This is a genomic window from Candidatus Thorarchaeota archaeon, from assembly GCA_021498125.1.
In the GTDB taxonomy this organism is placed as follows: Archaea; Asgardarchaeota; Thorarchaeia; order Thorarchaeales; family Thorarchaeaceae; genus B65-G9.
Map to the genome: position 1 here is coordinate 1,447,302 of JAIZWL010000001.1, position 25,648 is coordinate 1,472,949.

The 25,648-nt window shown below is 48.8% G+C and carries 23 protein-coding genes; 10 read left to right on the forward strand and 13 right to left on the reverse strand.

What is annotated here, in order from left to right; translation table 11 throughout:
* Window positions 1–66: 66 nt before the first annotated feature.
* Window positions 67–1,212: a hypothetical protein gene (locus K9W43_06840; protein MCF2136948.1), complete on the reverse strand. Its 1,146-nt coding sequence runs from the start codon at window positions 1,210–1,212 to the stop codon at window positions 67–69.
* Between the two features lie 313 nt (window positions 1,213–1,525).
* Between K9W43_06840 and K9W43_06845 the strand changes: the two genes are divergently transcribed.
* The 3 genes from K9W43_06845 to K9W43_06855 all read left to right on the forward strand — a co-directional run bounded on the left by K9W43_06845 (window position 1,526) and on the right by K9W43_06855 (window position 4,291).
* Window positions 1,526–2,500: a hypothetical protein gene (locus tag K9W43_06845; protein MCF2136949.1), complete on the forward strand. Its 975-nt coding sequence runs from the start codon at window positions 1,526–1,528 to the stop codon at window positions 2,498–2,500.
* Window positions 2,501–2,598: 98 nt separating this feature from the next.
* Window positions 2,599–2,988 (forward strand): roadblock/LC7 domain-containing protein, encoded by a 390-nt coding sequence (locus K9W43_06850; GenBank protein MCF2136950.1) that lies wholly within the window; start codon window positions 2,599–2,601, stop codon window positions 2,986–2,988.
* Window positions 2,989–3,088: 100 nt separating this feature from the next.
* Complete coding sequence (locus K9W43_06855; protein ID MCF2136951.1) at window positions 3,089–4,291, forward strand: aminotransferase class I/II-fold pyridoxal phosphate-dependent enzyme; 1,203 nt, start codon at window positions 3,089–3,091, stop codon at window positions 4,289–4,291.
* A 10-nt stretch (window positions 4,292–4,301) separates the two neighbouring features.
* Here the strand turns inward: K9W43_06855 and K9W43_06860 are convergent, their stop codons facing one another.
* From K9W43_06860 to K9W43_06905, 10 genes are all read right to left on the reverse strand, one after another.
* Window positions 4,302–6,080 (reverse strand): hypothetical protein, encoded by a 1,779-nt coding sequence (locus tag K9W43_06860; protein ID MCF2136952.1) that lies wholly within the window; start codon window positions 6,078–6,080, stop codon window positions 4,302–4,304.
* A gap of 78 nt (window positions 6,081–6,158) precedes the next feature.
* Complete coding sequence (locus K9W43_06865; GenBank protein ID MCF2136953.1) at window positions 6,159–6,449, reverse strand: hypothetical protein; 291 nt, start codon at window positions 6,447–6,449, stop codon at window positions 6,159–6,161.
* Window positions 6,450–6,692: 243 nt separating this feature from the next.
* Window positions 6,693–6,968, reverse strand: coding sequence for an LPXTG cell wall anchor domain-containing protein (locus K9W43_06870; GenBank protein MCF2136954.1), 276 nt, complete (start codon window positions 6,966–6,968; stop codon window positions 6,693–6,695).
* 94 nt (window positions 6,969–7,062) lie between these two features.
* On the reverse strand, window positions 7,063–7,953 hold the full coding sequence (locus K9W43_06875; protein ID MCF2136955.1) for a hypothetical protein: 891 nt from the start codon (window positions 7,951–7,953) through the stop codon (window positions 7,063–7,065).
* 88 nt (window positions 7,954–8,041) lie between these two features.
* A complete protein-coding gene (locus K9W43_06880) occupies window positions 8,042–10,564 on the reverse strand; it encodes a glycosyl hydrolase-related protein (protein MCF2136956.1) in 2,523 nt (840 codons plus the stop codon).
* 156 nt (window positions 10,565–10,720) lie between these two features.
* Window positions 10,721–12,904: a CDC48 family AAA ATPase gene (locus K9W43_06885; GenBank protein ID MCF2136957.1), complete on the reverse strand. Its 2,184-nt coding sequence runs from the start codon at window positions 12,902–12,904 to the stop codon at window positions 10,721–10,723.
* Window positions 12,905–12,922: 18 nt separating this feature from the next.
* Window positions 12,923–13,375: a hypothetical protein gene (locus K9W43_06890; GenBank protein MCF2136958.1), complete on the reverse strand. Its 453-nt coding sequence runs from the start codon at window positions 13,373–13,375 to the stop codon at window positions 12,923–12,925.
* A gap of 223 nt (window positions 13,376–13,598) precedes the next feature.
* Window positions 13,599–14,996, reverse strand: coding sequence for an FAD-dependent oxidoreductase (locus K9W43_06895; protein ID MCF2136959.1), 1,398 nt, complete (start codon window positions 14,994–14,996; stop codon window positions 13,599–13,601).
* A 100-nt stretch (window positions 14,997–15,096) separates the two neighbouring features.
* Window positions 15,097–16,065, reverse strand: a complete 969-nt coding sequence (locus K9W43_06900) for a radical SAM protein (GenBank protein ID MCF2136960.1) — start codon at window positions 16,063–16,065, stop codon at window positions 15,097–15,099.
* Window positions 16,066–16,159: 94 nt separating this feature from the next.
* Window positions 16,160–16,585, reverse strand: a complete 426-nt coding sequence (locus tag K9W43_06905; GenBank protein ID MCF2136961.1) for a DUF86 domain-containing protein — start codon at window positions 16,583–16,585, stop codon at window positions 16,160–16,162.
* A 279-nt stretch (window positions 16,586–16,864) separates the two neighbouring features.
* Here K9W43_06905 and K9W43_06910 point away from each other — a divergent pair, with 279 nt between their 5' ends.
* From K9W43_06910 to K9W43_06940, 7 genes are all read left to right on the forward strand, one after another.
* Entirely contained in the window at window positions 16,865–17,767 is a 903-nt protein-coding gene (locus K9W43_06910) for a hypothetical protein (GenBank protein ID MCF2136962.1), read from the forward strand.
* A 46-nt stretch (window positions 17,768–17,813) separates the two neighbouring features.
* A complete protein-coding gene (locus K9W43_06915) occupies window positions 17,814–19,589 on the forward strand; it encodes a DNA topoisomerase VI subunit B (GenBank protein ID MCF2136963.1) in 1,776 nt (591 codons plus the stop codon).
* 4 nt (window positions 19,590–19,593) lie between these two features.
* A complete protein-coding gene (locus K9W43_06920) occupies window positions 19,594–20,742 on the forward strand; it encodes a hypothetical protein (protein ID MCF2136964.1) in 1,149 nt (382 codons plus the stop codon).
* Window positions 20,743–20,786: 44 nt separating this feature from the next.
* Window positions 20,787–21,458: a hypothetical protein gene (locus K9W43_06925; GenBank protein ID MCF2136965.1), complete on the forward strand. Its 672-nt coding sequence runs from the start codon at window positions 20,787–20,789 to the stop codon at window positions 21,456–21,458.
* Between the two features lie 45 nt (window positions 21,459–21,503).
* On the forward strand, window positions 21,504–22,514 hold the full coding sequence (locus K9W43_06930) for a hypothetical protein (GenBank protein ID MCF2136966.1): 1,011 nt from the start codon (window positions 21,504–21,506) through the stop codon (window positions 22,512–22,514).
* A gap of 100 nt (window positions 22,515–22,614) precedes the next feature.
* Window positions 22,615–23,007, forward strand: a complete 393-nt coding sequence (locus K9W43_06935) for a roadblock/LC7 domain-containing protein (protein MCF2136967.1) — start codon at window positions 22,615–22,617, stop codon at window positions 23,005–23,007.
* A gap of 6 nt (window positions 23,008–23,013) precedes the next feature.
* Complete coding sequence (locus K9W43_06940; GenBank protein MCF2136968.1) at window positions 23,014–23,838, forward strand: radical SAM protein; 825 nt, start codon at window positions 23,014–23,016, stop codon at window positions 23,836–23,838.
* Here the strand turns inward: K9W43_06940 and K9W43_06945 are convergent.
* Window positions 23,835–24,662 carry a hypothetical protein gene (locus K9W43_06945; GenBank protein ID MCF2136969.1) on the reverse strand — a complete coding sequence of 276 codons (828 nt, stop codon included), beginning with the start codon at window positions 24,660–24,662 and terminating at the stop codon, window positions 23,835–23,837. The two genes, K9W43_06940 and K9W43_06945, sit on opposite strands and share 4 nt — an antisense overlap.
* A gap of 123 nt (window positions 24,663–24,785) precedes the next feature.
* Window positions 24,786–25,640: a hypothetical protein gene (locus K9W43_06950; GenBank protein MCF2136970.1), complete on the reverse strand. Its 855-nt coding sequence runs from the start codon at window positions 25,638–25,640 to the stop codon at window positions 24,786–24,788.
* Window positions 25,641–25,648 lie beyond the last annotated feature (8 nt).

The following is a 25,648-nucleotide window of genomic DNA, read 5'->3' on the forward strand; positions in this document are numbered from 1 at the left end:
TATCTACATGCGTGATTGCAGTCTTCGTCTCTCTGTACTGTTAGCGAGGCGTTCTGTGTCCGCTATTCATTGTTCGCTGTCTGATGTTTTTCGTCTGTTAGATGATGCAAGCTCTGTTGCGGCAAGAGGCTCTTCTTCTGATGTCTCTTCCTGTTCGAGGGTCTCCCTTGCATTCTTGATGGGGGTCTCACCCGATTCTCCTGATTCTGCGCGCATCTGGCCATACTCATCAAGAAGTTCGGGAATTGATGATGGCTCGATAGGTATCTCGGGTGCGGTCTCAGCCTCTGACTTGACGATCTCCTCTACAAGCATTCGTTTATCGATCAGACCTAAGACACGTCGTCTGATATAATCCGGTGAGTTCACCATGTCGGGTACTCTATAACGTTCTAAGAGCAGACTGATCATTGCTATTGTTGCTCTGTCTTTTACGGCTGTGAAGATAAGGGTGAAGTTTAGCATGATTGAGAACAGTGGTCCCACTACCACAAAGATCACGAATGGTGCGACCCAGAGTTCGGTATTGATCGTGAGTTCGATCCAGACAAGGATAATATCAATCCCTGCAACGAATTCAAGGAGGTCTTCCAGATCATCACCCACATTGCTCAGAGACCGGTCACGTGTATCGAGATGGAAGAGACCTGAGTCTTTGATGATCCAAGGCGCATAGTAGAGCTGCATGACAGTGATGGGCAGAATGGCAACACTGGCCACCATCACGATTGCTCCGAATCTGAGAATGTCCATCTCGGTCGCGGTGCCCATGAGATCAAAGCTCATTATCGTAAGTGCTATCCCTGCGACCAGAATTGAGCCATACAGCGATCTTCTGATGACCGTGCTCTTCGATTGGTCTGGGACATCCGGGCAGATGAAATATTCTCCTGTTCCATGTTTCAAGAATGAATGAATCTTGAGGAGTAATGTGATTGTTCTGGGTTTTCGTATGATGAGCCAGCAGATGAATGCTGCAATGACTGTTGCAATCGCAAGTCCCCACAGCATGTATGATGTGTACTTCACAATATCCGCAAATGCGAATCTGAATGGTGTGAGCACTGCAACGTAGTAGAGTAGGCCAAATGTTGATGCTCCCATTAACAGTACTGACAGGACGAGGCCTCCAAGAATCTGTTTAGGCCCCAGTTTCTTAGCCTCTGACAACTGTTTCATATAGAAGCTCAGTGATGCCTTTGAATCGCTCATCCTCATCGAAAAGTATGTTGTAACGGTACAACTTAACTCTTAGTGGTGTCAATTTTGGTGATCTGTGGTTGTAGTTGCAGAAAACAAATAGCCTTGCAGTTGATTTTAATTTGTTATGATATGTGTGAAGACTTAATATTAGATAGTTTTCAGGCTCAAAATTTATTCGATATGCATCTATGTCTAACGGACAAAGAATAATAAAGGCTTCATACCCCGTGATTTATTGTCGATTGTGCAAACATTCATTTAGCACGAATCATCCCTCATGAAAATGTTGGGCTCCGGCGAAAAGTAATAGTAGTGAGTTAAAATGGTCACAGGCTACGAAGTCTCGGATGATGGTACGCTTCAAGAGATCGATATCAGTAAGGACACTCTTGATTCCACTCGTGTCTTTTGCGTGGTGGATGATTCGACCCGCAGTATCTATCTCTGGAAGGGTAATCAAGCAGGAATTCGGAAAAAGTTCATTGGTGCAAGAGTTGCCACCAACCTGCGAACTGAGTACGGCTTTCATTTCAAGGTGCGTCCTGTGGATGAAGGCGAAGAACCTCCAACATTTTTCACCGCGCTTGATGGGACTACAACAGCCACACGGGTCATAAAACCTGGGGTATCTGCTCCATCGAAAAGTGTACCTCCACCGACACCGCCCAAGAAGCCCAAAGCCGTGTCCGCATCTACTTCGACTGCCTCTCCTGCAGCGAGTACTACTGCTCCCCCGCCTACACCGCCCAAGAAGACCACTACTGCTCCCCCACCGACACCACCTAAGAAGACCACTACTGTTCCCCCGACAAAACCTCCCAAAACAACAGCTCGATCGGCCTCGGCAGCATCTGCTTCAGTCGCGGCCAGTTCCGGAGTTGGAGCTGTCAGTGATGCTGAGATACAGGCGATGATTCATGAGTTGGAGGAGACGGCTCCTCCCGAGGGTTATCGGCGTGAGCTATTGATCGTCTATAATCGGCTCTACACTGTGACGGAACGCAGGACCTCCATCTTCGGGCAAGAAAAAATCGAACGTAAATTCGAGCTTGTGAAGGATCCTCCAGAGGGGACCTTTATGGCTGAGGGATTCATTCCCCGTGTCATAGTCAAGGACGGAATGATTCTGGGGATCGAACTTCTGAAAGGCACACCGGATGCGATTCTAAGTCCTATTAAGACGGAGATGAAAGAGCGGCTCAGTGATCTCATTAGTTTCTTCAAGAGTGAGGTTGAGGCCGAAGAGGCACCGGTCAAGCCAAAGACAAAACGTAAGAGGAAGCTTGTGGCCAAATAATCAATGACCATTTATCCCCTCATTATTCATAAGTCTACAAATGAACAAGTTATTTAATGCCTCTCGCATTGAGAGGAATGACCTACGGAGGAGCGAACATGTCCATTCAACTGGATCCCGCAAAGGAAAAGGAACTTATTGAACTCTTAATGGGACTCACTGACGTTGCAGACCTTGATGCGATTGCAGTAGTCAGTAGACAAGGTGTGAAGATCTCTTATTTTGCCACTGAAGACTCTGATGCAGACCCGGACCTCATGGCTGCTGTTAGTGCAGCATTGTTGGTTCAGGGTGAGATGGCAGCCCAGCGTCTTGGGCTTAATGATCTGTATGAGGTTGTCATTCGCGGAGAGTCTGGGTTTGTTGTATTATCCCAGGCTGGTGATTTTCTAGTCATGGGCTCTGCTAAAGACATCACCTCCATGGGTCTTGCAGTCACTCAGATGCGACGGTATGCGCGTGAAATCGGCGCACTTCTATCCGGATGATCTCGGTTCGTTCTGTTGAACCATTACTCTGGCATGAATTTACACATGTCGAAAACCAGATATAGGCCGTTGCCCGGCTCCCAGAGTCGGAGTTGACGTAATGCAATCACGAATAACCGCACGAGCGGCGAATCTCAGATATGCGATCCGTGACATTGTTGTTGCTGCACGAGCCTACCAACAACGTACTGGTGACACTCCTCTCTATCTCAATATTGGGGATCCGATCAAGTATGACTGGAAGACTCCCGACTTCATGATTGAAGCTCTCTGTAATGCTGCACGCGAAGGCGCAAGCTATTATTCTCCTTCTGACGGTCTGCCTGAATTAAAAGAGGCTGCTGTGGAGAAAGAGAAGCGGGTGAATGGGATTGATATTGATGCAGAGCGGATCATTGTGACCGCCGGAATCTCTGAGGCGATTCAATTTCTTGCTGGTGCATTGGTCAATTCCGGGTCGGAGTTCTTGGTTCCGGGCCCTGCCTATCCGCCATACATATCCTACGTCTCATTTTTCGGTGGAACCCCAGTGACCTATCATACCATCGAGGAGGAAAACTGGAGTCCTGATGTGGATGACCTGCGGAAGAAGATCAATGACAAGACGGCCGGTATTCTGGTCATAAACCCCAACAATCCTACTGGTGCAGTCTACGATGCAAAGACCCTACGCGAGATTGCAAATCTGGCTGGCGAGTATGGCCTGCCTCTGGTCTCAGACGAGATATACGACCAGCTCACCTACGATAAGGACACAACTCCCATGGTAAAAGTTGCAGGAGATATTCCTGTCATCGGATTCAATGGGATCAGCAAGGTGTACCTCGCTCCGGGCTGGCGTGTTGGGTATGTGTACTTCCATGATCAGGACGGCGAACTTGACCCGATTCGTGATGCAATGATGCGTCAGGCCAGAATCAGGATCTGTGTCAATGCTCCTGCCCAATGGGCCGCCATTGCAGCTCTCAAGAGCAGTGGCCCTCATCTCAAGGATATGATGCATCGTCTGCGAGAGCGACGAGACCTCATCTGGAAACGGCTCAATGAGATCGATTCTGTATCATCTCAGCTTCCAGAGGCCGCATTCTATATTATGCCCAAGATAGATCTACGCGGGCGTTGGGCCAATGACACGGAGTTCGTGCTTGATGTTCTCAATTCGACTGGTGTTGTCTTTGTACCTGGTTCGGGATTCGATCCTCATTATGGTGCATCTCATTTCAGAAGCGTCTTTCTCCCGCCTCCGGAGATGATCGGTGAGGCAATGGACCGTCTTGACGACTTCATGTCGAAAAAGAAATAGGGGCCGAGAATTATAGCTCGGCCTTCTTTTGTTCCATCAGATTTCCAATGTCTGACTTGAGATTCTGTATGGTCTCTTTTGTGAGGCGTACTTTGTCAGGGATAGATGCATGGGTCCCCGGTTGAAGGGCTGGGGCCGTGGTCATCCTCTCAAGTTCTGTCCGCAATTCACTGATCTTGGAGGTGATCGCCTCCACAGATTTTCTCACCTGAGTTCGTCTTGTCGCCTCTGCTGGATCGTCAGTTGTAGATGCTGTTGGTAGAAGACCATATACTTTATCGATCTCCGCCTTAACGTCGGAGAGCTTTTGTCTGAGGCCCGCTACATCGTCCACTACGCTCTTCAAGTCCGCGACCAGTCTGTCCCATTCTGTAACGACATCTCCCACTTGTGATTCTATCTCACCGCTGCTCTTGTCGAGTCTACGTGTGAGTTCCTCTTGCAGACTGATGATCACTCCTCGTGCGTAGGTCTTTTGTGCCTCCTCTCTGGAGGTCTGTAGTCTCTTGGCCATCTCCTCGTCACCCATGAGATTGTCTACAACATCGACCATCTCATTGATGACATTGATCCGAGCTCTGGCCGCATCGAGTTCTTTGTTCTGAATCTCTTCGCGCGCCTTAGTCAGCGTAGCAGATAATCCATCTATGAGGCGTAGAATAGGTTCTTGTTCAAGATCGGAGGTCGCCACAGTATCTTTCAACAGGCTGATTCTTCCATCGGAGACATCAGCATCATGTTGGAGTTTCTCTGTGACTTTGTAATCTCGTAATACGAACGTTCCCGGTCCGGCCTGTAAGCTATACTCGGTGTTTAGCATATCGGCATATGTGCCCCTGACAAGCACTTGGTATTCTTTGGCACCCATCAGGGTCTCGTCCGCAGCCTTCGCTTTGATCTCAAGTGTGATCTGTTGGCCTGCTGCAACGGTACCCAGTGCTTTGATCTTGTCACCAGCTGATAGTTTGAGACCCTCGTCAAGAACCCATTCGAGTTTCAACTGCAATGCATCACCGTCGCCATCATTCTTAATGACGACCTGCAGCGGGAACTCTTCACTAAAGGTCATGTCAACAGGAAGATCAAGGTGTGCTGAGATTTTTGGAACCTTCAACTGACCACGCAAGATCTCACGAGCCATGTTGAGCCCTTTTTCAACATACGTGACAAATTGCTGTGCATTCGCATTGGCCAGTGCGGCCTTTAACTCAGTGACTACAGCGTTCTCTGCTGAAGCAAATGATTCAAGATTAATTGACTTGAGAGCACTCTCCAGCATCTGAGGTATTTGACTGAGTCGGACTGTGGCCGGAAACTGAAGTTTTGAGGCATTCTTTGACATGAACGCTCGTGCTGTCTGGAATCCTTTATCCTCCATACCGATCATTAGGTAAATGAGGCTGGCCGTCACTGCGAGAGCGACTCCTTTTTCGGTCTCCTTTGGTTCGCCCCACATTAGATATTCATCTGACGCCAGATAGAGATCCTCGGCAGCAACCGCGTAGGAGCGGATTGCCTTGTCCGAGTCGGCTATGTCAGAATACACATCTCCTGCTTTACACATGTTCAGGGCCGCGTTCTTGAAACTCTTTGAGTCTCTATATTTTGTTGCAGCTTTCTCATACGCATCGGCAGCCTGAATGTAGAGTTTCTTTGCTCCTTCGTAGTCCCCCTTTTGTTCAAGGGTCTCGGCGGCAGTGATATACTTCTGTCCCGCCTCTACAAAGGACTGATTTAGAGACTCCTTCGTTGCCTCTTCTATTAATCGTCTAACACCTTCGTCCGACATATTGTTTACACCTCAGTTGTGACTCTGCCCCGAGTAGTATCTACTGACGATAACTGGGGCACATGTGCCGTTATTGGACTAGTATACTTCTCTTGGAGATCGCTTCAGTCGATCAGGAAGCGCTCCACCGTGGCCTTCGATGACAAGCTCGTATCCTCTTCCGATACGGCCCTTCTTTGCGGTCTGAAATCCTGACTTTTCGATAGATCGTGCATTACGTTCGGCAGCACGTCTCTGGATCATACTGACGCCAGTCGGTACAGTCAAGATGAGCTTCTTTTGAGCATCATCGACCTTCAATGTTATTGGTGTGGTAGGCTCACCAGTACACTCGTGAAACAGGTTGTCTCGATATTCTAGGATCGTCATTTTTCCAATCCCGTCCTAATCCTTGGTGGGTGTATGTTTCTTGACTTTACTACATATTAGCATTGTGTGCGCTTGCAAATCATTCGACGGCGATTCCATCTAGCCCCGATGCTGTTGAAAATCACAGAATGAACTGTGTTGGGATCAGCTCACCGAGACAGATGATGCGAGAGAAAAAGTAACAGGTGGCCCAAGAAACGAACAGTATCCGTTCTAGGGCCATTTAGGTGATATATGTACTGATTAGTCCGGCGGGGGTGGAGGCGGTGGAACATCGTCCTGTCGTGTGTCGATCGGTGCAAGGACTGAATCGCGTTTCTTCTTGGTGAAGAAGAATCCGATAAGGATGAGGACCAGACCCACTACGGCAATCAGTGCACCAAAAAGTCCGGTGTTGGCCCCGAAAGGCTCTGAGCCCATACGTGGCAGGAGTGCAACGACTGCACCTGCAATGAGCACCAATACACCAAGGCAGACTGGTCCAGAACGAATGTGTTCACGCCATGTAAGGTATGCCATTTGATAGATTCTCCCATTCGAGACCCTTTACTAATGTCTCGTCTGATTGTAAATTGAATCAGTCCGATTGATTTAAGATTGTCGGCGATGTTGTCTACGCATCCACATTGAACGTGACCCTGCATCCGGTCGATGAGGCATTGATGTGTATCTTGACCCCTGTGATCTCACTGACTCGTTTTGCAAGAGCCTCATGGAATGCACAGGGATACCCCTTCGGAATTCTCTGTCGGGTGGGGTCGATCTCGTTCGCCACGGTCATGATCATACAGGGTCCGGTCTCAATCGATGCCCCTTCAGTAGTCACCGGCACCTGATTCTCGTCAGAGCAACTCTGGATTAACGTGGCAAACCCCCTGACTATTTCCTCTGCATTATTGTTGGCACTCCATTCGTGAATGAGATCCTCAATGACTCCGTTAAACATCGCATCGAGATGTCCCTCTGGGAGTTGCCCTCCATAGATTGCCATGTTCAATACGAGATGCGCCCTTGCTCTGGCTGCACTATTCCATAGAGCCTTTCCACCAAGAGGCTGTAGCTTGGGAACATAGCCAATGGGTGCGATGTCTGAGCCGACAGCGGAAGTGTCTTCGACTGTCTCGGGTACTGGTGTGGCCTCAGCCGTATCTGTGGCTGTGACTGTTTCAGTGGACCCACCACCCACTCGTGTTCCATCGCTTCTGATCAGGTCCGGTACCTCAAAATCTGGGCAGACCCCCGACTCCTGATATCTTCTTGCGAATTGCATTAATCTTCCTGCACACATTGCTACAGCGTGCCGGCTGAGACCCTCAATTCGTGCATGCCCATAGATTACTCCTACAAGATTCTCAAGATCTAAATTGTTGATGGTCTTCTCAGCCAGGATTTTTTTCCCTCGGACCACACGGACAGCCCATTTCTCATCCATGACCCCTGCTTGGGCCGCATAGCTGGTATGGATAATTCCTACAAGTGGTGAGATCGGATAAAAGTAACTCATGTGCAGTCCCTCTATATTATTCGTCGTTCAATAGTCCGTCTACATCTTGTTCCTGAAAAGCCTATCGTAGGTGTGTCTTCGTCGGTCATCATGACTTGAATTGTATCTTCAAAGTGATTATTGCATGAGCATCGACCTGAAGCGTACACGAGTTGCCGTTCGAGGGGATCTCTCCGATATCTCTCTCAATGATATCGACCAAACGAATTCTCTCAACAGGTCTGTCAAACTTCAAGGTTGCAGTCCCCGTGACTCCTTCTGGCTCATAGAGTCTGAGAATGATCTCGTTTGGAGCCTCACCTGGCCTCAGGCTTGAGACCGCCAAGTCCATGTCTTCGATCGTCAGTGCTGAACGGCTTGACGACTCTGTTCCTGATGAGTCCAAAGGAATTGCAATGAGAGGAATTCTGTGTTCTGTTGCTCTCTGCCAAATCTTAGCATCCTTCCAGTTTCCAGAATGCGGCATCAAGGCATACTTGAAGGTATGTTGTCCATTCTCCAGTGCGGTCTTGGCCTCTGTCACGTCATCATCGATACCGCGTGAGAGATGATCAACGCTTCTGAGCAGTGTCATTCGCAGCATTCCATCAGTGAATGAGAACTCATGGAGTCCAACGGTCGATATGGCAACACCATTGTCGGGCCCACTACAATCGACCCAATCAAGGGCAGCAAAGGTACCTCTTGCTGGCTCGGTCCAGCCGCTCTCGTCTCTTACTGTGAGGCGCTCCTCAGTTCCGAACTGGGCTCCTACAGTGACACGTTCGGCAAAGATCGTCAACGGGAATACTACTGACACACGTTTGTCTTGGCCCCTGAAATCAAGGCGGGTCTCACAATCAATTCTGTCAAGGCCATGGTAGAGGCAAACTCTTTGGGTACGTCTTGACCCCGCAACATCCCCCGTGACTTCAACTGTCGCACGAATGGGCCCCGATTCAACTATCTTCACTTCTCCTGACATTCTGAGAGTTGTGAGATCGGCATCAGGAGATGCCAGCTCGCTTCGAGAATATCGATAGAGGTCTCCGACATCATTCTCGATGTGAAGGTAATTGCCTTCCTTTCTCAATGCCTCAAATCGATGTTGCTTGTCAAATATTCTGGTTATGGCTCCACTGAACAGGTCAAACTCGATGGCATATCTCTCAGACTCGACCCAAGAGGTTCCAGTCTTGATGAATGACTCAAATTCAGGAGGGCTCTCTGACGGTACGATCTTGAAGACTTTGTGGCCCATGCTGGGAACATCCTTTGCGATGAACAACATCTCAACAATTCCATCGTCGCCCTGTTCCAAGATCTGATACGGAAGTCCCTCTTTGTGTTCCGTTTCCTCTTCTTCTCCCTCTTCAGTCGTTTCATCGTTCTCGGCCATGACCTTAAAGTGTTCTGAATTCAGGCTGGAGAGATCAATCGCTATTCTTACAATACCATTTCTCTTCCAAGGTAGAGGATTGAAGGCTGCAACGTTCACACCCTCTTGTGCGGTCTTAAGATCAGCAGAATAATCTGCGATTGCGGTTTCAAGGAGCTGTTCTGTCTGTTCAATGGCCTTTTCGAATCGTTTGACCGCAAGCATGTACGGTCCATCACCAATGACACCCCTGATGATGTTGTGATCCTGATTGAATAGCAAGATCCGCCAGAGATCATCTAGGGCATTGTTGTGGTCAATATTCCCCTTTAATGCAAGATAGAGTTCTGTGAGGTAGAGCAGGGTTTCCAGTCTTCTGTTCATGATCTTCAGGCCAACGCGCGAACTGAGTCCACCTACGCGAACTGGAATGAAGCGTCCTGCTGTGAGATTCTCTGTGATCGTTGCAAGACCGGACTGGACTGTCTTCAGCTTCTCTGCATACTCTCTCGGTGTGACTATGACTGCTCTCATATCCGGGAACGTTCGGTTCCACTCTCTGACAATATCTGCAAGGTGTGGCGCCGGAGGAACAAGTTCTCCGCCAATCGGAATAAACAGGTTCTGTGATGATGCTCTCTTGTTTATGTCCTCAACAATTCCAAGCATCATGGTAAACGCCTCTCTCATATTCTCTGAGAGCCATGAGGCGCACTCGTATCCTGCGGAGAGCCAGACCACGTTCACACGACTGCCGTCTGGTCCTTTCCAGATGAACTCGCTGGGCGCATCAAATGGCATACCTCTCCAAATGAAGTAGGTGTCCATGCCAGACTGACGCAGGATCTGAGGCATCTGCGAGCAGTGTCCTGATGTGTCAATTGCCCAGCCTGACCTCACCTCGATGCCAAAGGCGTTGTGGAAGAATTTGACACCGTAGAGGAACTGACGCGCAATGGACTCTCCATCGGGAATCACAAAGTCCGGTTGGACGTAGGTTCCCCCAACGATCTCGACACGCCCCTCAAGGATCCGTTGATGCAGTGCGTCCCAGTAATTTGGAAAGAGCCGTTTGAATCCTTCAAGAAGTGTTACCTGCTCGATGCAGAACTTGTGAGTATCATCAACCTCCAGAAAGTCCAAGATGCTCTTGATGTTCCAAGAGGCTATGCTAATGTTGTGTTCGTAATCCTTTATCCTTGAATTATCAAAATGCAGGAACGGACAGAGGTTGACGATCCAGCGTAATCCCATAGCCACTCACATCCTTGATTGAGGTCTTGCACTCTCGATGTTAGCAAGGTGACCTTATAGGGATATTTCCTCTGTGTTCATTCCCCTAAATAAAAAAAAAGAATCGGCCAGCAGATTCTACTGCTGGTCCGGCGGGCCCTTTTCAGGGGCGTCGCTTCAAATGTAACCCGGTGGTTCTTGACGTTGTGGGTTTCTCTTTAGTACTGTTTCGGCCATTGCCTTGAACTGTCGCAAGTCGTCAGGCGAGATACTTGGTCTGACCTCTTCCATCGCCTGTTCAAAGTGTTTCATCTGCACAGGTTTGGGTTTCCAGTCGCCTCGTACAGCAGTCATTGCCGCCTCACGGGTCAGATTCTCCAAGTCGGCACCTGAGTATCCCTCCGTCTTCTCAGCGAGGGCTTCCAGATCGACATCTTTGTGCAGTGGCATATTCTTGGTATGTACCTTGAGAATTGCCAGTCGTGCCTCCTTGTCAGGTGGCGGTACGAAGACGATGGAGTCAAATCTACCCGGTCTCAGCACGGCCGGATCGAGAATGTCTGCTCGGTTGGTCGCTCCAATGACAAGCACGTTCTGGAGCGATTGCATGCCATCAAGTTCTGCAAGGAACTGGTTGACTATTCTCTGTGATACTCCCGTGTCGTCAGATCTTCCACGTGCCATCATTATTGCATCAATCTCGTCAAAGAACAGGACACATGGCGCAGTCTGACGTGCCTTCTTGAAAATCTCTCGAACTGCCTTCTCGGACTCTCCAACGTATTTGTTGAAAATCTCCGGGCCTCTGATCGAGATGAAGTTGGCCTCGCTCTCTGTGGCCACTGCCTTTGCCAACAGTGTCTTCCCGTTCCCTGGTGGGCCAAAGAGAAGTACACCCTTGGGTGTTCTGATACCCATCTCTTCGAAGATCTCGGGATGCTTCAGTGGTGCCTCTACAGCCTCACGCAGTTGGGCCTTCACCTTTTCAAGACCACCAACATCGTCCCATCGGACGTTTGGCTTCTCGACAAGGACCTCCCGAAGTGCGGAAGGTGAGACCTCTGACAGGGCACTCTCAAAGTCGTCTTGGGTGACATAGAGATTATTCAGGACATCCGGAGGAATGTCTCCCGTGTCCGGATCAACATGCGGTAATGCTCTTCGAAGCGCCTTCATGGCTGCCTCTCGTGCAAGTGCTGCTAGGTCTGCACCAACGAAGCCATGCGTGATCGCGGCCAGCTTTTCAAGGTCTATTCCCTCTTCCAGTGGCATTGATCTCGTATGGATCTGCAAGATCTCAAGACGACCCTTCTTGTCAGGAACGCCTATCTCAATCTCGCGGTCAAACCTACCTGGCCTTCTGAGTGCCTCATCAACGTCATCGGGTCGATTTGTAGCACCGATGACAATAACCTGACCTCTGGCAGCCAGCCCATCCATGAGTGAGAGTAATTGGGCCACGACTCGTCGCTCGACTTCTCCAGTGACCTCTGCTCGCTTAGGTGCTATGCTGTCCAGTTCATCAATGAATATGATGCTGGGTGCGTTCTTCTCGGCGTCTTCAAAGACCTCTCGCAATTTCTGTTCGGACTCGCCATAGAACTTGGACATGATCTCTGGGCCATTGATGACCTTGAAGGTCGCACCTGATTCATTGGCCACTGCCTTTGCGATCAGAGTCTTACCTGTCCCTGGTGGGCCATGAAGCAACACTCCCTTTGGTGGAGTGATTCCCAGACGTTTGAACAGCTCTGGGCTCTTCATGGGCAACTCGATCATCTCACGGATCTTCTGAAGCTCCTTGCCCAGTCCGCCGATGTCTTCGTAGGTCACTTGAGGCACGCTGACCTCTTCAGGCTTGGCCGGCTCGGTGAGAACTTCTACCTGAGTTCGTGGACCGATCCGTACGTGTTTACCGGGTGATGCAGCAGTGACCGTGAAGTGAAGACCCTGACCGATTGAAGCAATGACGATGAGGTCTCCTCTAGTCACCGGTTTGTTCAAGATCTGGTGTTTGACGTAATCCTCAAAACCTGCTGGAAAACGCACCTTCTGGCTGGGTGCCAATACAACTCGTGTGGCCTCTTGTACATTGGCCTGACTGACTTCTACCATCTCCCCGAGCTTGACCCCCGCATTGGATCGGATGAGACCGTCCATGCGGATCATCTCAAGGACCTCATCCTCTTGCAGCGCAGGCCAGCATATCGCCACGGTCTCTTTTGCTCCCTTGAGCAGGACGTAATCACCCGACCTGACTCCTAACTTACTTCTGACATCTGAATTGAGCCGTACAATGCCGCGACCCTGATCCTTGGGCATCGCGGCGGCTACTTTTAATCTCACACTATTCTCCGACATTGTTTTCTATCCCCCTTTTTATTCATACTTAAGTTCGCCTTCAGTCTTTGCATGCAAGCCTTTTGCCTTTACAAGGTTGAGTTCTGCAACTCCGTTTCTGAAGGAGATCGAGGACTTTTTCACATCAATCTTTGACTTCATCTCAAATTCCATTGGTTCTGTCTTGTCATCCGCAAAGGTGAGGATGACTCTACTACCCTTTACTCTTACAGTTGGGCCCTCGTTCCCAGGTATCTCGTCGATGAGCAGAATGATTCTGTCGTCTAACTCTATTCTCTCTGCTCTGGGCCCTTGCGGTCTCATATCATCTCTTTTCGTCTCTATCTCCGGTATTCCCCCGACCATTGGGCCTGTCGTCGTCATCATTGTGAATCGGAAGGTGGCATTCCCATCGGGACCCATCGGTACGGGGCCTCCAAAGAATTGTTCCATCATTTGGCGTACTATCTTATCGAAATCATCACTTATCATAGGGCATACCTCCATGTGAAGCCCCGGGGCGGACAATGCCGCCCTGAGTCACCGAAGGGGCTTCTGTGTTCTGTTTCCCTTTCAAGTCCATCTAGGGACTAAATGTTCACTAGTACTAGGGACCAAATGGTATTTAAGATTTTTGAAATGTCACAAGTGATCGTGACAGTGACGAGGGTCGCGGACAGTCGCAGGCAGTGATGGGCGCGAATTCCCAGTGATGTTACTCTTCTTCTTCTGCTCCCTTTTCTTTTCGAAGGATATCCCTTGCAATGATCACTCCTGAGACCGATGCCTGCATGAGACCACGAGTGATTCCGGCACCATCGCCTGCTGCATATAGGTTCTCGATCTTCGACTCAAGATGCTTGTTCAGTCTAATCCTTGAGGAGTAGAACTTGACCTCGATGCCATAGAGAAGTGTACCATCATCGGCGACACCGGGGCATAGTTTGTTGAGGGCGTCAAGCATTTCGAGAATTGAGCTCAGGTGTCTGTAGGGAAGTGCAAAGCTCAGATCGCCAGGTGAGGCACTTGGCAATGTCGGTTTGATCGGAGATCGTTTGATCCGTTCATGGGTGCTCCGCTTGCCGCGTTTGAGATCGGCCAGCCGCTGCACGAGGACACCATCCCCAAGCATGTTAGCGAGACGGGCAACATGCTGACCATATGCAATAGGTTCCTTGAAGGGAGCTGTGAACTTGGTAGACACGAGCAGTGCAAAATTGGTGTTGGGTGTCTTCATATGTGCGTAAGACTGACCGTTCACGGTGAGGATCTCATCATAGTACTCAGTGGTGACAACGCCTCCCGGATTGAAACAGAACAATCTAACCTTATCGTCGAATTGTTTGGAATAGTAGACGAGTTTTGGTTCATATAGGGAATCCGCGATGTCCTTCATTACTGGTGCCGGAATCTCTACTCTGACTCCGATATCAACATAATTGTTTTCTGTTTCAAGATCAAGCCGTTCGGCCTGATGAGAGAGCCATTCATTACCGACACGGCCCGGGGCAGCCACGACATACTTTGCATGGAGCACTGTTCCACCGTTGGTTTCGATCCCCGTGACGCGACCGTTTTCGACTTGGATGTCTTTAGCCTCTGTATCAAAGAGGACATCGACCTTTTTTGAGACCGCCTGATACATTGCGCCCATTACGTTGATACATCCCTCGCGCCCCATATGACGTACTTTCTGCGGGATGAGTTCAAGTCCGACCAGTGCAGCCTTACGCGACCATTCTTCGGTCTCGTCTTCTTTATCTCCATAGAGTTCATCAGGTGCGCCGTAGTCGCGATACTTTTTGTCAACATACTCGATCATCTCCATCAGATTCTTCTCGCCGAGAATCTCGTCCAGCCAACCACCGACTCGGGTGGAGATAGTAAGTTTGCCGTCAGAAAAAGCTCCAGCACCACCCCATCCAGCAAGGATGTGGCATGGGTTACATTTCTTGCATCCTCTTGCTGCCTCAGAGTTTGGGCAGTATCGCTTCTTGATAGGTTTCCCCTTCTCGATCATTACAATTTTCAAGTCGGGTTGATGCTCGATGAGTTCGAGGGCGCAGAAAATTCCAGCGGGACCACTGCCCACAATAGCAACGTCATAGTTCAACGATGAGCACTCTCTCAGGGGGAATAGCTTACCGTGAGCGCGCTGGATTCAGTCCGCTCTTAAGGATTTGCCTCAGGGTATTTTGCTCCGATTTTTCCTTCTATCTCACCGAAATTCGATAAAATGTTGCTGAGCCGTATTTGATCTCCGTCACTGAAGGGTTGGATTCCAGCTCCTGTACGATCTCTTTCAAGGTCTGTTCTGTGTCCAGAGTACCTTCACGTTTGAGTAACAATGTCCTGATGTCTTCGATCCGCATCGGGTGGCGACTGATGATGTCCAGTACTGCCCGTACTGGGTTCTCCCTCAATGATACGAAATCACCCTCTGGGAGATAGTCTATTCTGTTCGCTGCGAGGATCTCTTTTGCTCTTGCAACTCTTTCTTCGTCCGGAATTTCCACCCATTGCTCGGCAGGTGGTCTGACAGGCGTGTTGACAAAAATTCTGTCTGGTTGAAGATCACGCGCGAGGTCTGCGATGGCCATTAGTGCCTCGTCACTGTCATTGAGACCCTTCACCAGCATGACTTCCAAATAGAGCATTCCTGTGAAGATCTTTCGGAACTGTCTGTATCCCTCTATTCGCCTTTCAAAAGTGAGCCTGCTCAGGGGTCGATTGATCCGTCTGAGGCTCTCCTGATCCCAACTATCAAAGTTCAGCATCACCACATCCGCCTGAGCAACCTCCTCTCGCACATCTCTCTCAAAGAGGAGTGCACCATTAGAGATGACTGCAACAGGTTTCGATTGGAGTGCCTTTATTCTCTGGATGAGTGTGCCAAGTTCCGAGTAGAGTGTTGGTTCTCCATCGCCAACGATCGTGATGATATCATATTGATTCGGTTGGATCTGTTCAAGGTATTGTTTTAATTGTTTAATTATATCGTCTACATCATAGAATGTCTGACGTTGGCGTACATAATGATGCGTCCGACCAAGCTGGCAGTACACACACGAATAGTTGCACGCCTTGTTGGGGATCGGACTGACTCCTAACGATTGACCTAGGCGACGCGAGGGAACGATTCCAAAGACGTTTGGGGTTTCAGCCTTTTCTGGTTCTGTCATGGTCGTATGTGATTATGAGCACATGCAGATAATAATGTAGGTATGGCTGCACTATCTCTGCTGTTATTTTTAATATTTAACGCAAGATTTGCCCTCAGAGATAGGGCAATGACGCTGTGATCTGTTGCACAAAGGTATCCGCATCTACTATCAACATTGGAACAGACCTGATGATACTGCTCTCATCAACGTCTTGAAATTCATGGAGAATACCGTTGGCAAGTTCTACAAATTTCATGAGGCTCTCGGCAAGATCATTCTTTATCACACCGTTTTGACTGATAACCATGAGGGCGTCCTTGTGCGTCATTGGTTTTGACAATCTCTTGTGTGCAATGATGTGGATTGTAACATCACTGATTGCGTGTGTGATGATCTCAATTGTTCGTTCCGCCAAGCGAATACCTCGCCAAGGTTCCTCTGTTTCTTCTTCAAGTGTTTGCTTGATCCATTTTAGGTGTTCGATTTCTTCTTGGATTCGCCTCAACCTGCGTTTGATGTAATTTGTATCTACAGCCATTTTATTTTGTCACCAAGTATCTCATTCATGTGCTCTTAACTATTTTGGATTATATTTCTGATTTCGTGAACATAACTATTTGGAGTCACTACCAGATAGGATCATGTTTCCACAGTCAAACATTCCAATCGCGTTCTATTTTTAATATTTCCAACATACTCAACTATAGATTTGTGTCACTAGTGTATTGAAATCCCGATATACTATGACGATTCCCTGATAAATACGAATATAACTACAGTTGACAAACCCTGAAAGTGGCGGAATAGCCCGGTGATTATGATGGCAACATGTTCTCTCTGTGGAAAGGAAGACCTGTGTTATACATGTCCTTACTGTCATGGTGTCTTTTGTGCCGAACATCGATTACCTGAGAGTCATGGTTGCCCAAGCCTGCATCTTGTCCGTGATCATGCGCGACAAAAAATCATGGAGTCTTTCTCACCAATCCCAATGGCCGAAGAGTACGGGATGAATACTGGCAATCAGCGCCCTCGCAGGCGACGCAGTGCGCCCGGCAGAAAAAGGTTCTCCTCCACAGAGATGCGTCATCTATTAATCTCTATCCTTCTAGTTATTCTTGTGTCTGTTTCACTTATGGGGGATCCGCCATTTGGTTTTATAAGTGGCTTTTACAAAATGGGGCAATATTTTGCGTTTGGTTTGGGATGGTTTCCCGTGACTTTAATTTCTATTTTTGTTACCTCATTTCTTGTCCACGAATTTGCTCACAAGTTCACGGCACAACATTATGGACTCTGGAGCGAATTTAGAATGACCGCGCAAGGTTATTATCTCTCTGCTCTTGCAATTCTGTTTTCAATCCCTATCTTCGGTACAGGGGTCATGTATTCCAGTGGAAGCCGTTCTACTAGAGAAGATGGCCTGATTAACCTTGCAGGCCCCTTATCGAATGCGGTTCTTGCTATAATCACTACAATAATTGCATTCATTATCATTGGTACTACCGGTGCGCTAGTTATCCCACTTGGATATATGTTGGTATATGTAATTCAATTGAATGCTGTTCTGGGTGGATTCAATATGATTCCCTTTCAACCATTTGATGGCGCGACAATTTTACACTGGAATAAGATCGTTTGGGGGGTCTTAACTGCGTTCTTGATTGTGCTATTATTGCTGAGTTTCATCTTCTTACCACGCTTTTACGTATTGCCTTAGTCCATTTCAGTTACTATGTGCCCGTTGATTGTACACTAGAGGATTGTTGGTATCGCCCTATGCGAGTCTAGTACCATCAGAGTATCCACGAGGATGTCCTAGTCTGTTGTTCGATCATCCTCTATCATATTTGGATCGGACCCTTGCAAGTCTATGTCCTCTTACCTATACATTACTGGACTTTCTGCTGTTGACGACAAATGCACAGTGGCAATCAAACGAGTATTTCGTCTGTAATACTGTGCTTCTTAGCATCAGCCTCCTATCGTTTCATGACAGCCGATCAGGAGTCAGAGTCTTGCAAGTGGCGTCCCAGTCAGTTCCGGATATTGTTGAACTATCGGTTTCAGCGTGGTTCTATAGAAACAGGACCATTGCCGGATTTGATAATCCCGCGCGTTCTCTCTATGTTTCAATACGCGAGATCATAGAGAACAGTCTTGATGCCTGTGAGGACGCAGGAGTTCTTCCAGCAATTGAGGTGGAGTTGACTCGGACCGAGGAGCAAGACCCTTCAGAACTCATGACTTCTGGTCCTCAGACATTCCATCTTATTGTGCGTGATAATGGGACTGGAATTCCACGTACTGTTATTCCTCAACTCATTGGGAAGATGCTTGCTGGTACCAAGTTCACACTCAGGCAGACTCGGGGTACTTTCGGACTTGGTGGCAGTCTTGCCCTGCTCTACGGGCAGGTCACCACCCAGAAGCCGGTAGAAGTCTTGACCGGGCAGATCGGTGACACTCACTATACTCGTCTTGTCATGCGGCTTGACATCGAAAAGAATCAGCCTGTGATTGTTGAGGAGGTCCAGATCCCAAAGGATCCGACCGAACACGGAACGACCATCTCCTTCTTCTTAGAGGGGGACTGGTTGCGTAGCAAGAGAAAGATCATCGAGTATTTTGTTCAGACCAGCATCATTGTTCCCTATGCCTCGATCCAGTTTAAGAGTCCTGATGGCACGACCTACGAGTATCCGCGTGTGTATACCTCATTGCCACGTAAGCCCCGCGAGATGAAGCCACATCCACGAGGGATCGATGTCGAGACCCTGAAGAATATGATTGCACTGACTCGGAAAAAGACTCTTGCATCGTTCATGATGGGGTCTTTCCAGCGTGTGGGAAAAACGATATCTGAAGACTTTCTGAGCCGTGCCGGATTAGACCCGGGCCAGTCCCCTTCCACTGTGACCGATGAAGATCTACTGACTATGATGCATACTCTTACTTCATATGATGCTTTCATCGCGCCCTCCTCGGAGTCGCTGTCACCTGCTGGGAAGGAGTTGCTGGAGGCAGGTCTCAAGCGGTTAGATCCCGAATTCATAGCTGTGACGCAGAGGTCTCCCAGTGTTCATGAGGGCCATCCGTTCATTGTTGAGACCGCGGTGGCATATGGTGGTGATCTCCCCCAAGGTATGAGACTCTATAGATTTGCAAATAGGATCCCTCTACTCTACGATGAGGGGTCGGATGTCTCGAATCGCGTCATTCGTGAATTGAATCTGAAGAACTATGGTCTCCGGCCAGAGGATCCGCTTGCATTTCTTGTCCATATATGTTCGACACGTGTCCCTTACAAGACCGTTGGGAAAGAGTACATTGGTGATGTTGATGCAGTGCGGCGAGAGATCCGATTAGGTCTCAAGTGGTGTCTGAGGAAGATCGGCGAGGATGTCAGACGGCGACACAGAGTTCAGCGCCGACAGAAGCGCGAGAACAAGCTCCAGCGGTACTACACCTTCATGGCGCATGTGTTGTCAGATGCTACTGGGCGACCTGTGACGATCCGCAAACTCTTCGATGGAGCGTGAGAATATGTCTGATGGTGAAGTCCTCCGAAGGCATCGTGATGATGTAGTGTCCCTGATCGGGAACGTGCTGGACACGCTTGCTGAGACCATTGATGATGGTGCCTTTCCAGAGATCGGATATTATGGTTCTTCCAAAAAGAACGTGAACTATCAACCGGAACATGGTTACATCCCGGTAGACGAGCGCCCATCGTTCATCGATGGCAGAAAGCTTGAGAGCGCGAAGACCATTGCCTCCCTGATTTACGGTCTCACACGGTTCAAGGAGCATCTTGAACAGGGTATGTCAATGAGCCTTCGAGACTTTTACTATATGCACAAGGTCAAGTATGTTCAAGAGGTCCTGAAGATCTCCGACCAGACTGAGACCAATCGACTCATCAATCTCTGTGAACGAGTATTACGTATAAGCGGCGAGTCGATTCCGCGAGAGGAGTTTGGCGTTGTCAGTTCACCAAAAGGAACGTTCTACGGTGATGTGACCGTGACCGATCTCTCCGGCAAGGCCGTCAATTGTGCAGAGGCTGGCGAATACGGCTGGTTCATCTCTTCCCGCCCGTTTGATGTGACGATCCATGATATTAATATTAATGCGGCCATTCTGGTCGAGAAAGAGGCAATGGCTCGTAACCTCATCGAGTTGGGCATACCCGAAGAGCTTCACATTGGTGTAGGTTCTCTGTTCGGTCAACCGGGTAGAAATATGCGCGCATGGATCCGCAGACTTGCTAATGAGGAAGTCCCCATCTTGGTACTGGTTGACATGTCCCCATGGTCACTACGGATCTTCTCGACGATCAAGTCAAACTCCATCGAGCTGGCCAACATTCGGGGTCTCGCAACTCCCGAGGCAAAATTACTTGGCCTCACAACCGATGATTTTTGGAGTCCTAATGGGATGCTCGTGGATATCGAGCACTCACTGGAACAGATGTCAAAGTCAGACATCAAGTGTGCCCAGCAGAATCGGAACATCCCTGCGATCAGTCAGGACAAGATCCTTCGCCGTGAGAATGAACGGCTCTTACGCGAGCGCCGAAAGGGCGAGCTTGAGGCCTTCAAGGCATTTGGACTGCCGCTTGATGAATTACGTAAGATGTATATTCAATACATACGCACTAAGGCAAGTAACTTTGGCGTGAAACTCTTATAGTGCAAATAGCACAGGAGTATTGAATGATTTGGAGGTAACTCTAAATGTCTGGAGAGCGAGAGGAATTAATCAAGACACTGGACACACTCAAAGAACGAATCACAAAGATCTTGGACGCTCAGGAACAGCTTGAGGCGGATGCCGAGACCGCGAGAAATGCGCGTCGAGAGGCTGAAGAAAAAGCTTGGGCTGTAGAAGAAAAGGTCAAGGGACTCACTGAGGAGCTAGAGGCCAAGAAGAGCGAATTAGAAGAGACTTCTACTAAGTTGAAGGCTCTTGAGACCGAGGCTGAAGAACTCCGAAAGAAGCTTGCGGATATCGAGTCGAATCGAGAAGAGGAAGTCAAAAAGCTCATTGAGGAACGCGACTCACTCAAGAAAGAGATGGATGAGATCACTGAACAGCTGACCCGTGTCTCAGAACTCTATCGCGAAACTGCCGCAGAGAAGGACAAATTGAAAGAGAAAGTGGATGTCAGCGATCTTCTTGCTATCTATATCACACTTATCGAGACGGTCTTTGGCGGAAAACCACACGCTCGTGTCCTCTACACCCTTCACAACACTGGAACCGCTATCCCGCGAAAGAATATCGAGTCCAGTACGGGCATCATGGCCACCGCTGTCATTAAGGCAATTCACGATCTGCGGAATGCTGGCCTTGTCAGTTATGACGATGAGACCCAAGAGGTCAGACTCATAAAGGACATCTTCTAATCTATCTGTAGCAATAATATAACTATAGAGGATAGATGATTGTTCTTGCCACGTAGAGTCACATATCCACCTTCCCTCAAACGGTTTACAAATTCTCATGGCCTGCAGGATAAACTGCGTTCCATAGTAATGCTTCTCGGAAGCGATGCGGAAGATGTCCTTGCATGGGCTGAGAAAGAGGCTCGGCGAAGAATCGACGAGGGTGAAGTTCCGCATGGTACTTCGTTGGGGAAGGTCATCTACGAGATCATTGGCGAGGAGGCGGCGATCCGGCTCGTTCAGCAGAACGATGCGCGCGGGCGTCTGACCACAAAGGCCGAGGTGAAACAGAAGACCGGGCAAAAGGTGGAGATGCCCCTTCTCTATCGTGAGGCGGGTCTTCGTCATCCACAGGAGGCCAGAAACCTTCGGCATAACATATTCCACGAGGCCTTCACAGCATGGGTGGGGAAAGTATTTCCCGATGTTGAGACCAGTGTGCCCAAGACGGGATTTGGAACTGGTCTCACCCCCGATCTCATGATCACCCACCACAATCCCGAGTGGACGATCTCTGTCGAGTACAAGGGCTATCGTTCTATAACATTACTCAGCGAGTCTGAGATGTTGAAGGGAATGCGCTATCAGGCCGCTTATGGTACTGCTTGGTTGATAACTACAACAAACAAGAGTGTTCATGATCTCTATAGTGGAACCCTCAAGTCCGAAGAACTGGTCAAGAATGGTATCCCTCGCCTCCAGATGATCGCAAAACGGAAGACCTACACTGCTGAACAGCGCGAGAACCGCGGTATTGCTAAGAAGGGGATCGCCCATCTTGATAAACATCGGGACGACCGATTTCGCTGCAAGCTTATCCGTGCCGAGGATCTGGTAGCGTCTTGTAAGGCTGGAAAGCCTCTCAAGGGCCTTGCAATCACGACGGGGTTCGAATATGTGCAGATGTTGAAGGATGTGGGTCTTGAGAAAGAGGCTGATAACGTCCTTCGAGTGATGAAGTCCCCCACACATTCGCTGCACAGTGACACGGTCACATCAGTTCGTCTGATCGAGTAATGTACACTTAGGGAAACCTTATCAGGACATAGTTTTTAATATACTCACCCGCGATAGCAGAATGCGCAAATGGTCGCTTCTATCCTCCGGAGGTAACAGGATGCATAATCAAAGTGCAATGGATGTGTTGCAACTACTCAAGGAACTGCTCAGAGATCTCTCTCGGACCTCTCCTATCCTTGGAGCGGCAATCTTCTCAATTGAAGGACTCCCACTTGTGAGCTATTTCCATACGACCACTGAAGACGCATCTGTTGCAGCTATTATTGCTAGTGCTTATGCAGCCGGTGAACAGACAGTTCGTGAACTCCGCCAAGGTAATCTCAAATCCATCATCATTGAGGGGACTATGGGGACCTCGCTTATTCTTGCGGTCTCTGGTGGTTATCTCCTCACTGTGACCGCACCCGAGAATGCAAAGATGGGACTTGTGTTCCATGATGCAAAACGTGTGGTGCGCGAAGTTAATCGACTTATTCAAGAGCTGGCGTAGAAACTCATGGATCTTGCAAACTATCCCTTTGGTATTCACCCATGCTGGTCAAATGATCATACCCGTGTGTGGGAACGCATTCATCTTCCTGTGGCTCCACGTTGTAATGTGAAATGCATTTTTTGCGATCGACATGGTGGCACCACTTGCAATATGCCCGTTCCAGGGCGTGCTCTGCGAGTGATGAATGTTGATGAGGCACTCTCACGGTTGAAAGAAGAGTTGGCAAAACGGCCCAATCTAAAAATAGTGGCCGTGTCAGGACCGGGAGAACCATTGTACAATCAGCAGACGTTCGAGGTCATGGAAGCGGCAACAGAACTCGACTATGATCTTGATTATTGTCTGAGCAGTAACGGTGTCTTTCTATTGGACTCTATTCCCCGGCTCTCTAAGATCGGCGTTCGCACAGTCACGGTCTCGATGAGCGCGGTTCTGCCTGAGACCGCCGAAAAGGTCTATGAATGGGTCAAGTTCGATCGTGAGCGTATCTTTGAGGGATTTGGCGAGGCCGTTGTGAAGCGCCAACTCGATGGCATACGCGAGGCCCGACGCCATGGGATACATATTAAAGTGAACTCGGTTCTCATGCCCGGTATCAATCTAGAAGAGATGGGTCTGATTGCACAGGAGATTGCCAAGGCAGGTGCTGAATTTCATAACATAATGCCGCTAGTGCCATGTGGGTCGCTCAATGGTACTCGTCCTCCCACTCCTGAGGAGCTTGCAAGAGCACGAGAAATGGCAGCCGAACATCTCGATCAATTTTTTGAATGCAAGTTATGTCGCAGCGATGTAGTCGGAGTTCCCGGGCATGATACGATTCTCTAGTCCAGCCCCGTCAGACTCAGGCATCCAGCATCTAAGAGTTTGTTGATCAAAAACCAGATCGCATTGGTGTCGTATGGCAGGTCTTCCATGATCGCACTGATCTCTCTCCCACTCCCAAAAGCGTTGAGGATCTCGTCTACTGCTTCTCCGAACTGTTGTTTCAACGATGCAAGGACAACATCGGAGCAGTCTTGGCTCTTGAGAGTATCTTTCTCAGTCAGCCTCTTTTTGTAGTCGATCCACCTGTAACGTGCCAGCATCGAGAGCAATGCAACGACCTCCTCATCCGGAAGGTCGATTAAGTTCAGGATCTCTTCTACAGTCTTCTTACCATTGATGAATGCTTCAAGCTGTTCCGTCTTCTGGTCAACAACTCCCACACGAAATGGGATTTGGATGCCCATGTTCTTTTTTACTGGAACGAGATTATGTGCTGGAATGTTGAACGGGAACTCTACAATTATGTCCAAGGCAAGTTCTCTGTATCTGCGAACATCACCCTCGAAACGTTTCAGTTCCTTCCCATACTTTTCTTCGACCTGAGACAAAATTCTTTTTAATTTCTTCCTGTATGGGGTCTCGTCTGGAACTGGGGTGACGACGAGGAGCACAAGAACGGTCTCGCCGACCTCGATCAGAATGTCATATCCAGCTTTTCGAATTGTTCTGATGGGCGTGTTTGCATAGATTATTACTGCTGTGACAAATCCTGCTATGAGATCAGGGTCCACTGATAGTTCGGCATATGGAATACTAAGTATTGATTCTCCGCCCTCCATGCGAATCAATGAAATGTACCGCACTTTTTTGACATCAAGGGACACTACTATCGTTCCCCCCGTATTGTGGCGTTTCGGATGGTGCTTTTGATTGCTTCAACAAGACCTCTATTTAGAGGTTGTGCGTGAACGCGATGTGTATTAACGTTCCTATAGTGAACCATCCTTTTAGCCCTCCACCTTATCATAAAAATCCACGACGCCCATGTCCAGAAGTCTTCTAGTGATCGTAGTAATTACATCCGCTGTCACGTTGACCTCTTCTGCAATCTCGGCCAGCGTCTTAGTACCGTCGCAGAGTTCTACGATGTCGATGATCTGTTCCCCGTACGCTCCAATTAGGAGACTTGGTGGTTCCGTGACTTTCTTGAGGATCGTATTTTCACGAATCGAGCGTTTGAATGAGACCCACTTGTACTTGTCAAGCAGAGAAAATATGGCGATGCCCTCCATAGGGTTCAGTTCAGCCGCCTCTATGATCTCTCTGACAGTGCGTTTTCCGTTGATGAACCCCACTACCAATTGTAGTTTCTTATCGGTTTCCCCCACAGCCCATGGGATTTTGGCCCGGTGGTCTGGTGTGGCATCCGACTCTTTGATCAGCGAGGGAACAAAATCAGGATTGATCTCCCGATATGGAAACACGCTCATTATGAAGAGTGCAAACTCTCGAAATGGTCGAATATCACCCATCCATGACTTGAGCTGTGATTGGTACCGTGTCTCGAACGTGTTTATGATCAACTTGAGAGCTTCTCGGTAGGTTCTATCGTCATCGATCTTGTCTGTGATGAGGAGACCTACTGTATGCAATCCCTCCTCAATAATTACAATGTATCCCTCTTTGGAAAACGTTCTCAGGTCACGGTTCTCAAAAATAATGATTGCAAGAACAAAGCTGGCGACGAGATCGGGATCGACACTCATCTCACGATAGGGGATACCTAGTAGTGGCTCTCCGCCTTCTTTTCGTACCAATGAGATATATCGGACCTTTTCTGGGTCCAGCCCTACGCCGCTCATTCTGTGAT

What these genes read in the sequence shown, in the direction of transcription:
- K9W43_06900 (MCF2136960.1), bottom strand. Translation starts at nt 16,065, where the DNA reads ATGACAGAACCAGAAAAGGCTGAAACCCCAAACGTCTTTGGAATCGTT.
- K9W43_06885 (MCF2136957.1), bottom strand. Translation starts at nt 12,904, where the DNA reads ATGTCGGAGAATAGTGTGAGATTAAAAGTAGCCGCCGCGATGCCCAAG.
- K9W43_06840 (MCF2136948.1), bottom strand. Translation starts at nt 1,212, where the DNA reads ATGAGCGATTCAAAGGCATCACTGAGCTTCTATATGAAACAGTTGTCA.
- K9W43_06910 (MCF2136962.1), top strand. Translation starts at nt 16,865, where the DNA reads ATGATGGCAACATGTTCTCTCTGTGGAAAGGAAGACCTGTGTTATACA.
- K9W43_06860 (MCF2136952.1), bottom strand. Translation starts at nt 6,080, where the DNA reads ATGTCGGACGAAGGTGTTAGACGATTAATAGAAGAGGCAACGAAGGAG.
- K9W43_06925 (MCF2136965.1), top strand. Translation starts at nt 20,787, where the DNA reads ATGTCTGGAGAGCGAGAGGAATTAATCAAGACACTGGACACACTCAAA.
- K9W43_06890 (MCF2136958.1), bottom strand. Translation starts at nt 13,375, where the DNA reads ATGATAAGTGATGATTTCGATAAGATAGTACGCCAAATGATGGAACAA.
- K9W43_06845 (MCF2136949.1), top strand. Translation starts at nt 1,526, where the DNA reads ATGGTCACAGGCTACGAAGTCTCGGATGATGGTACGCTTCAAGAGATC.
- K9W43_06935 (MCF2136967.1), top strand. Translation starts at nt 22,615, where the DNA reads ATGCATAATCAAAGTGCAATGGATGTGTTGCAACTACTCAAGGAACTG.
- K9W43_06870 (MCF2136954.1), bottom strand. Translation starts at nt 6,968, where the DNA reads ATGGCATACCTTACATGGCGTGAACACATTCGTTCTGGACCAGTCTGC.
- K9W43_06875 (MCF2136955.1), bottom strand. Translation starts at nt 7,953, where the DNA reads ATGAGTTACTTTTATCCGATCTCACCACTTGTAGGAATTATCCATACC.
- K9W43_06880 (MCF2136956.1), bottom strand. Translation starts at nt 10,564, where the DNA reads ATGGGATTACGCTGGATCGTCAACCTCTGTCCGTTCCTGCATTTTGAT.
- K9W43_06865 (MCF2136953.1), bottom strand. Translation starts at nt 6,449, where the DNA reads ATGACGATCCTAGAATATCGAGACAACCTGTTTCACGAGTGTACTGGT.
- K9W43_06920 (MCF2136964.1), top strand. Translation starts at nt 19,594, where the DNA reads ATGTCTGATGGTGAAGTCCTCCGAAGGCATCGTGATGATGTAGTGTCC.
- K9W43_06940 (MCF2136968.1), top strand. Translation starts at nt 23,014, where the DNA reads ATGGATCTTGCAAACTATCCCTTTGGTATTCACCCATGCTGGTCAAAT.
- K9W43_06950 (MCF2136970.1), bottom strand. Translation starts at nt 25,640, where the DNA reads ATGAGCGGCGTAGGGCTGGACCCAGAAAAGGTCCGATATATCTCATTG.
- K9W43_06850 (MCF2136950.1), top strand. Translation starts at nt 2,599, where the DNA reads ATGTCCATTCAACTGGATCCCGCAAAGGAAAAGGAACTTATTGAACTC.
- K9W43_06855 (MCF2136951.1), top strand. Translation starts at nt 3,089, where the DNA reads ATGCAATCACGAATAACCGCACGAGCGGCGAATCTCAGATATGCGATC.
- K9W43_06905 (MCF2136961.1), bottom strand. Translation starts at nt 16,585, where the DNA reads ATGGCTGTAGATACAAATTACATCAAACGCAGGTTGAGGCGAATCCAA.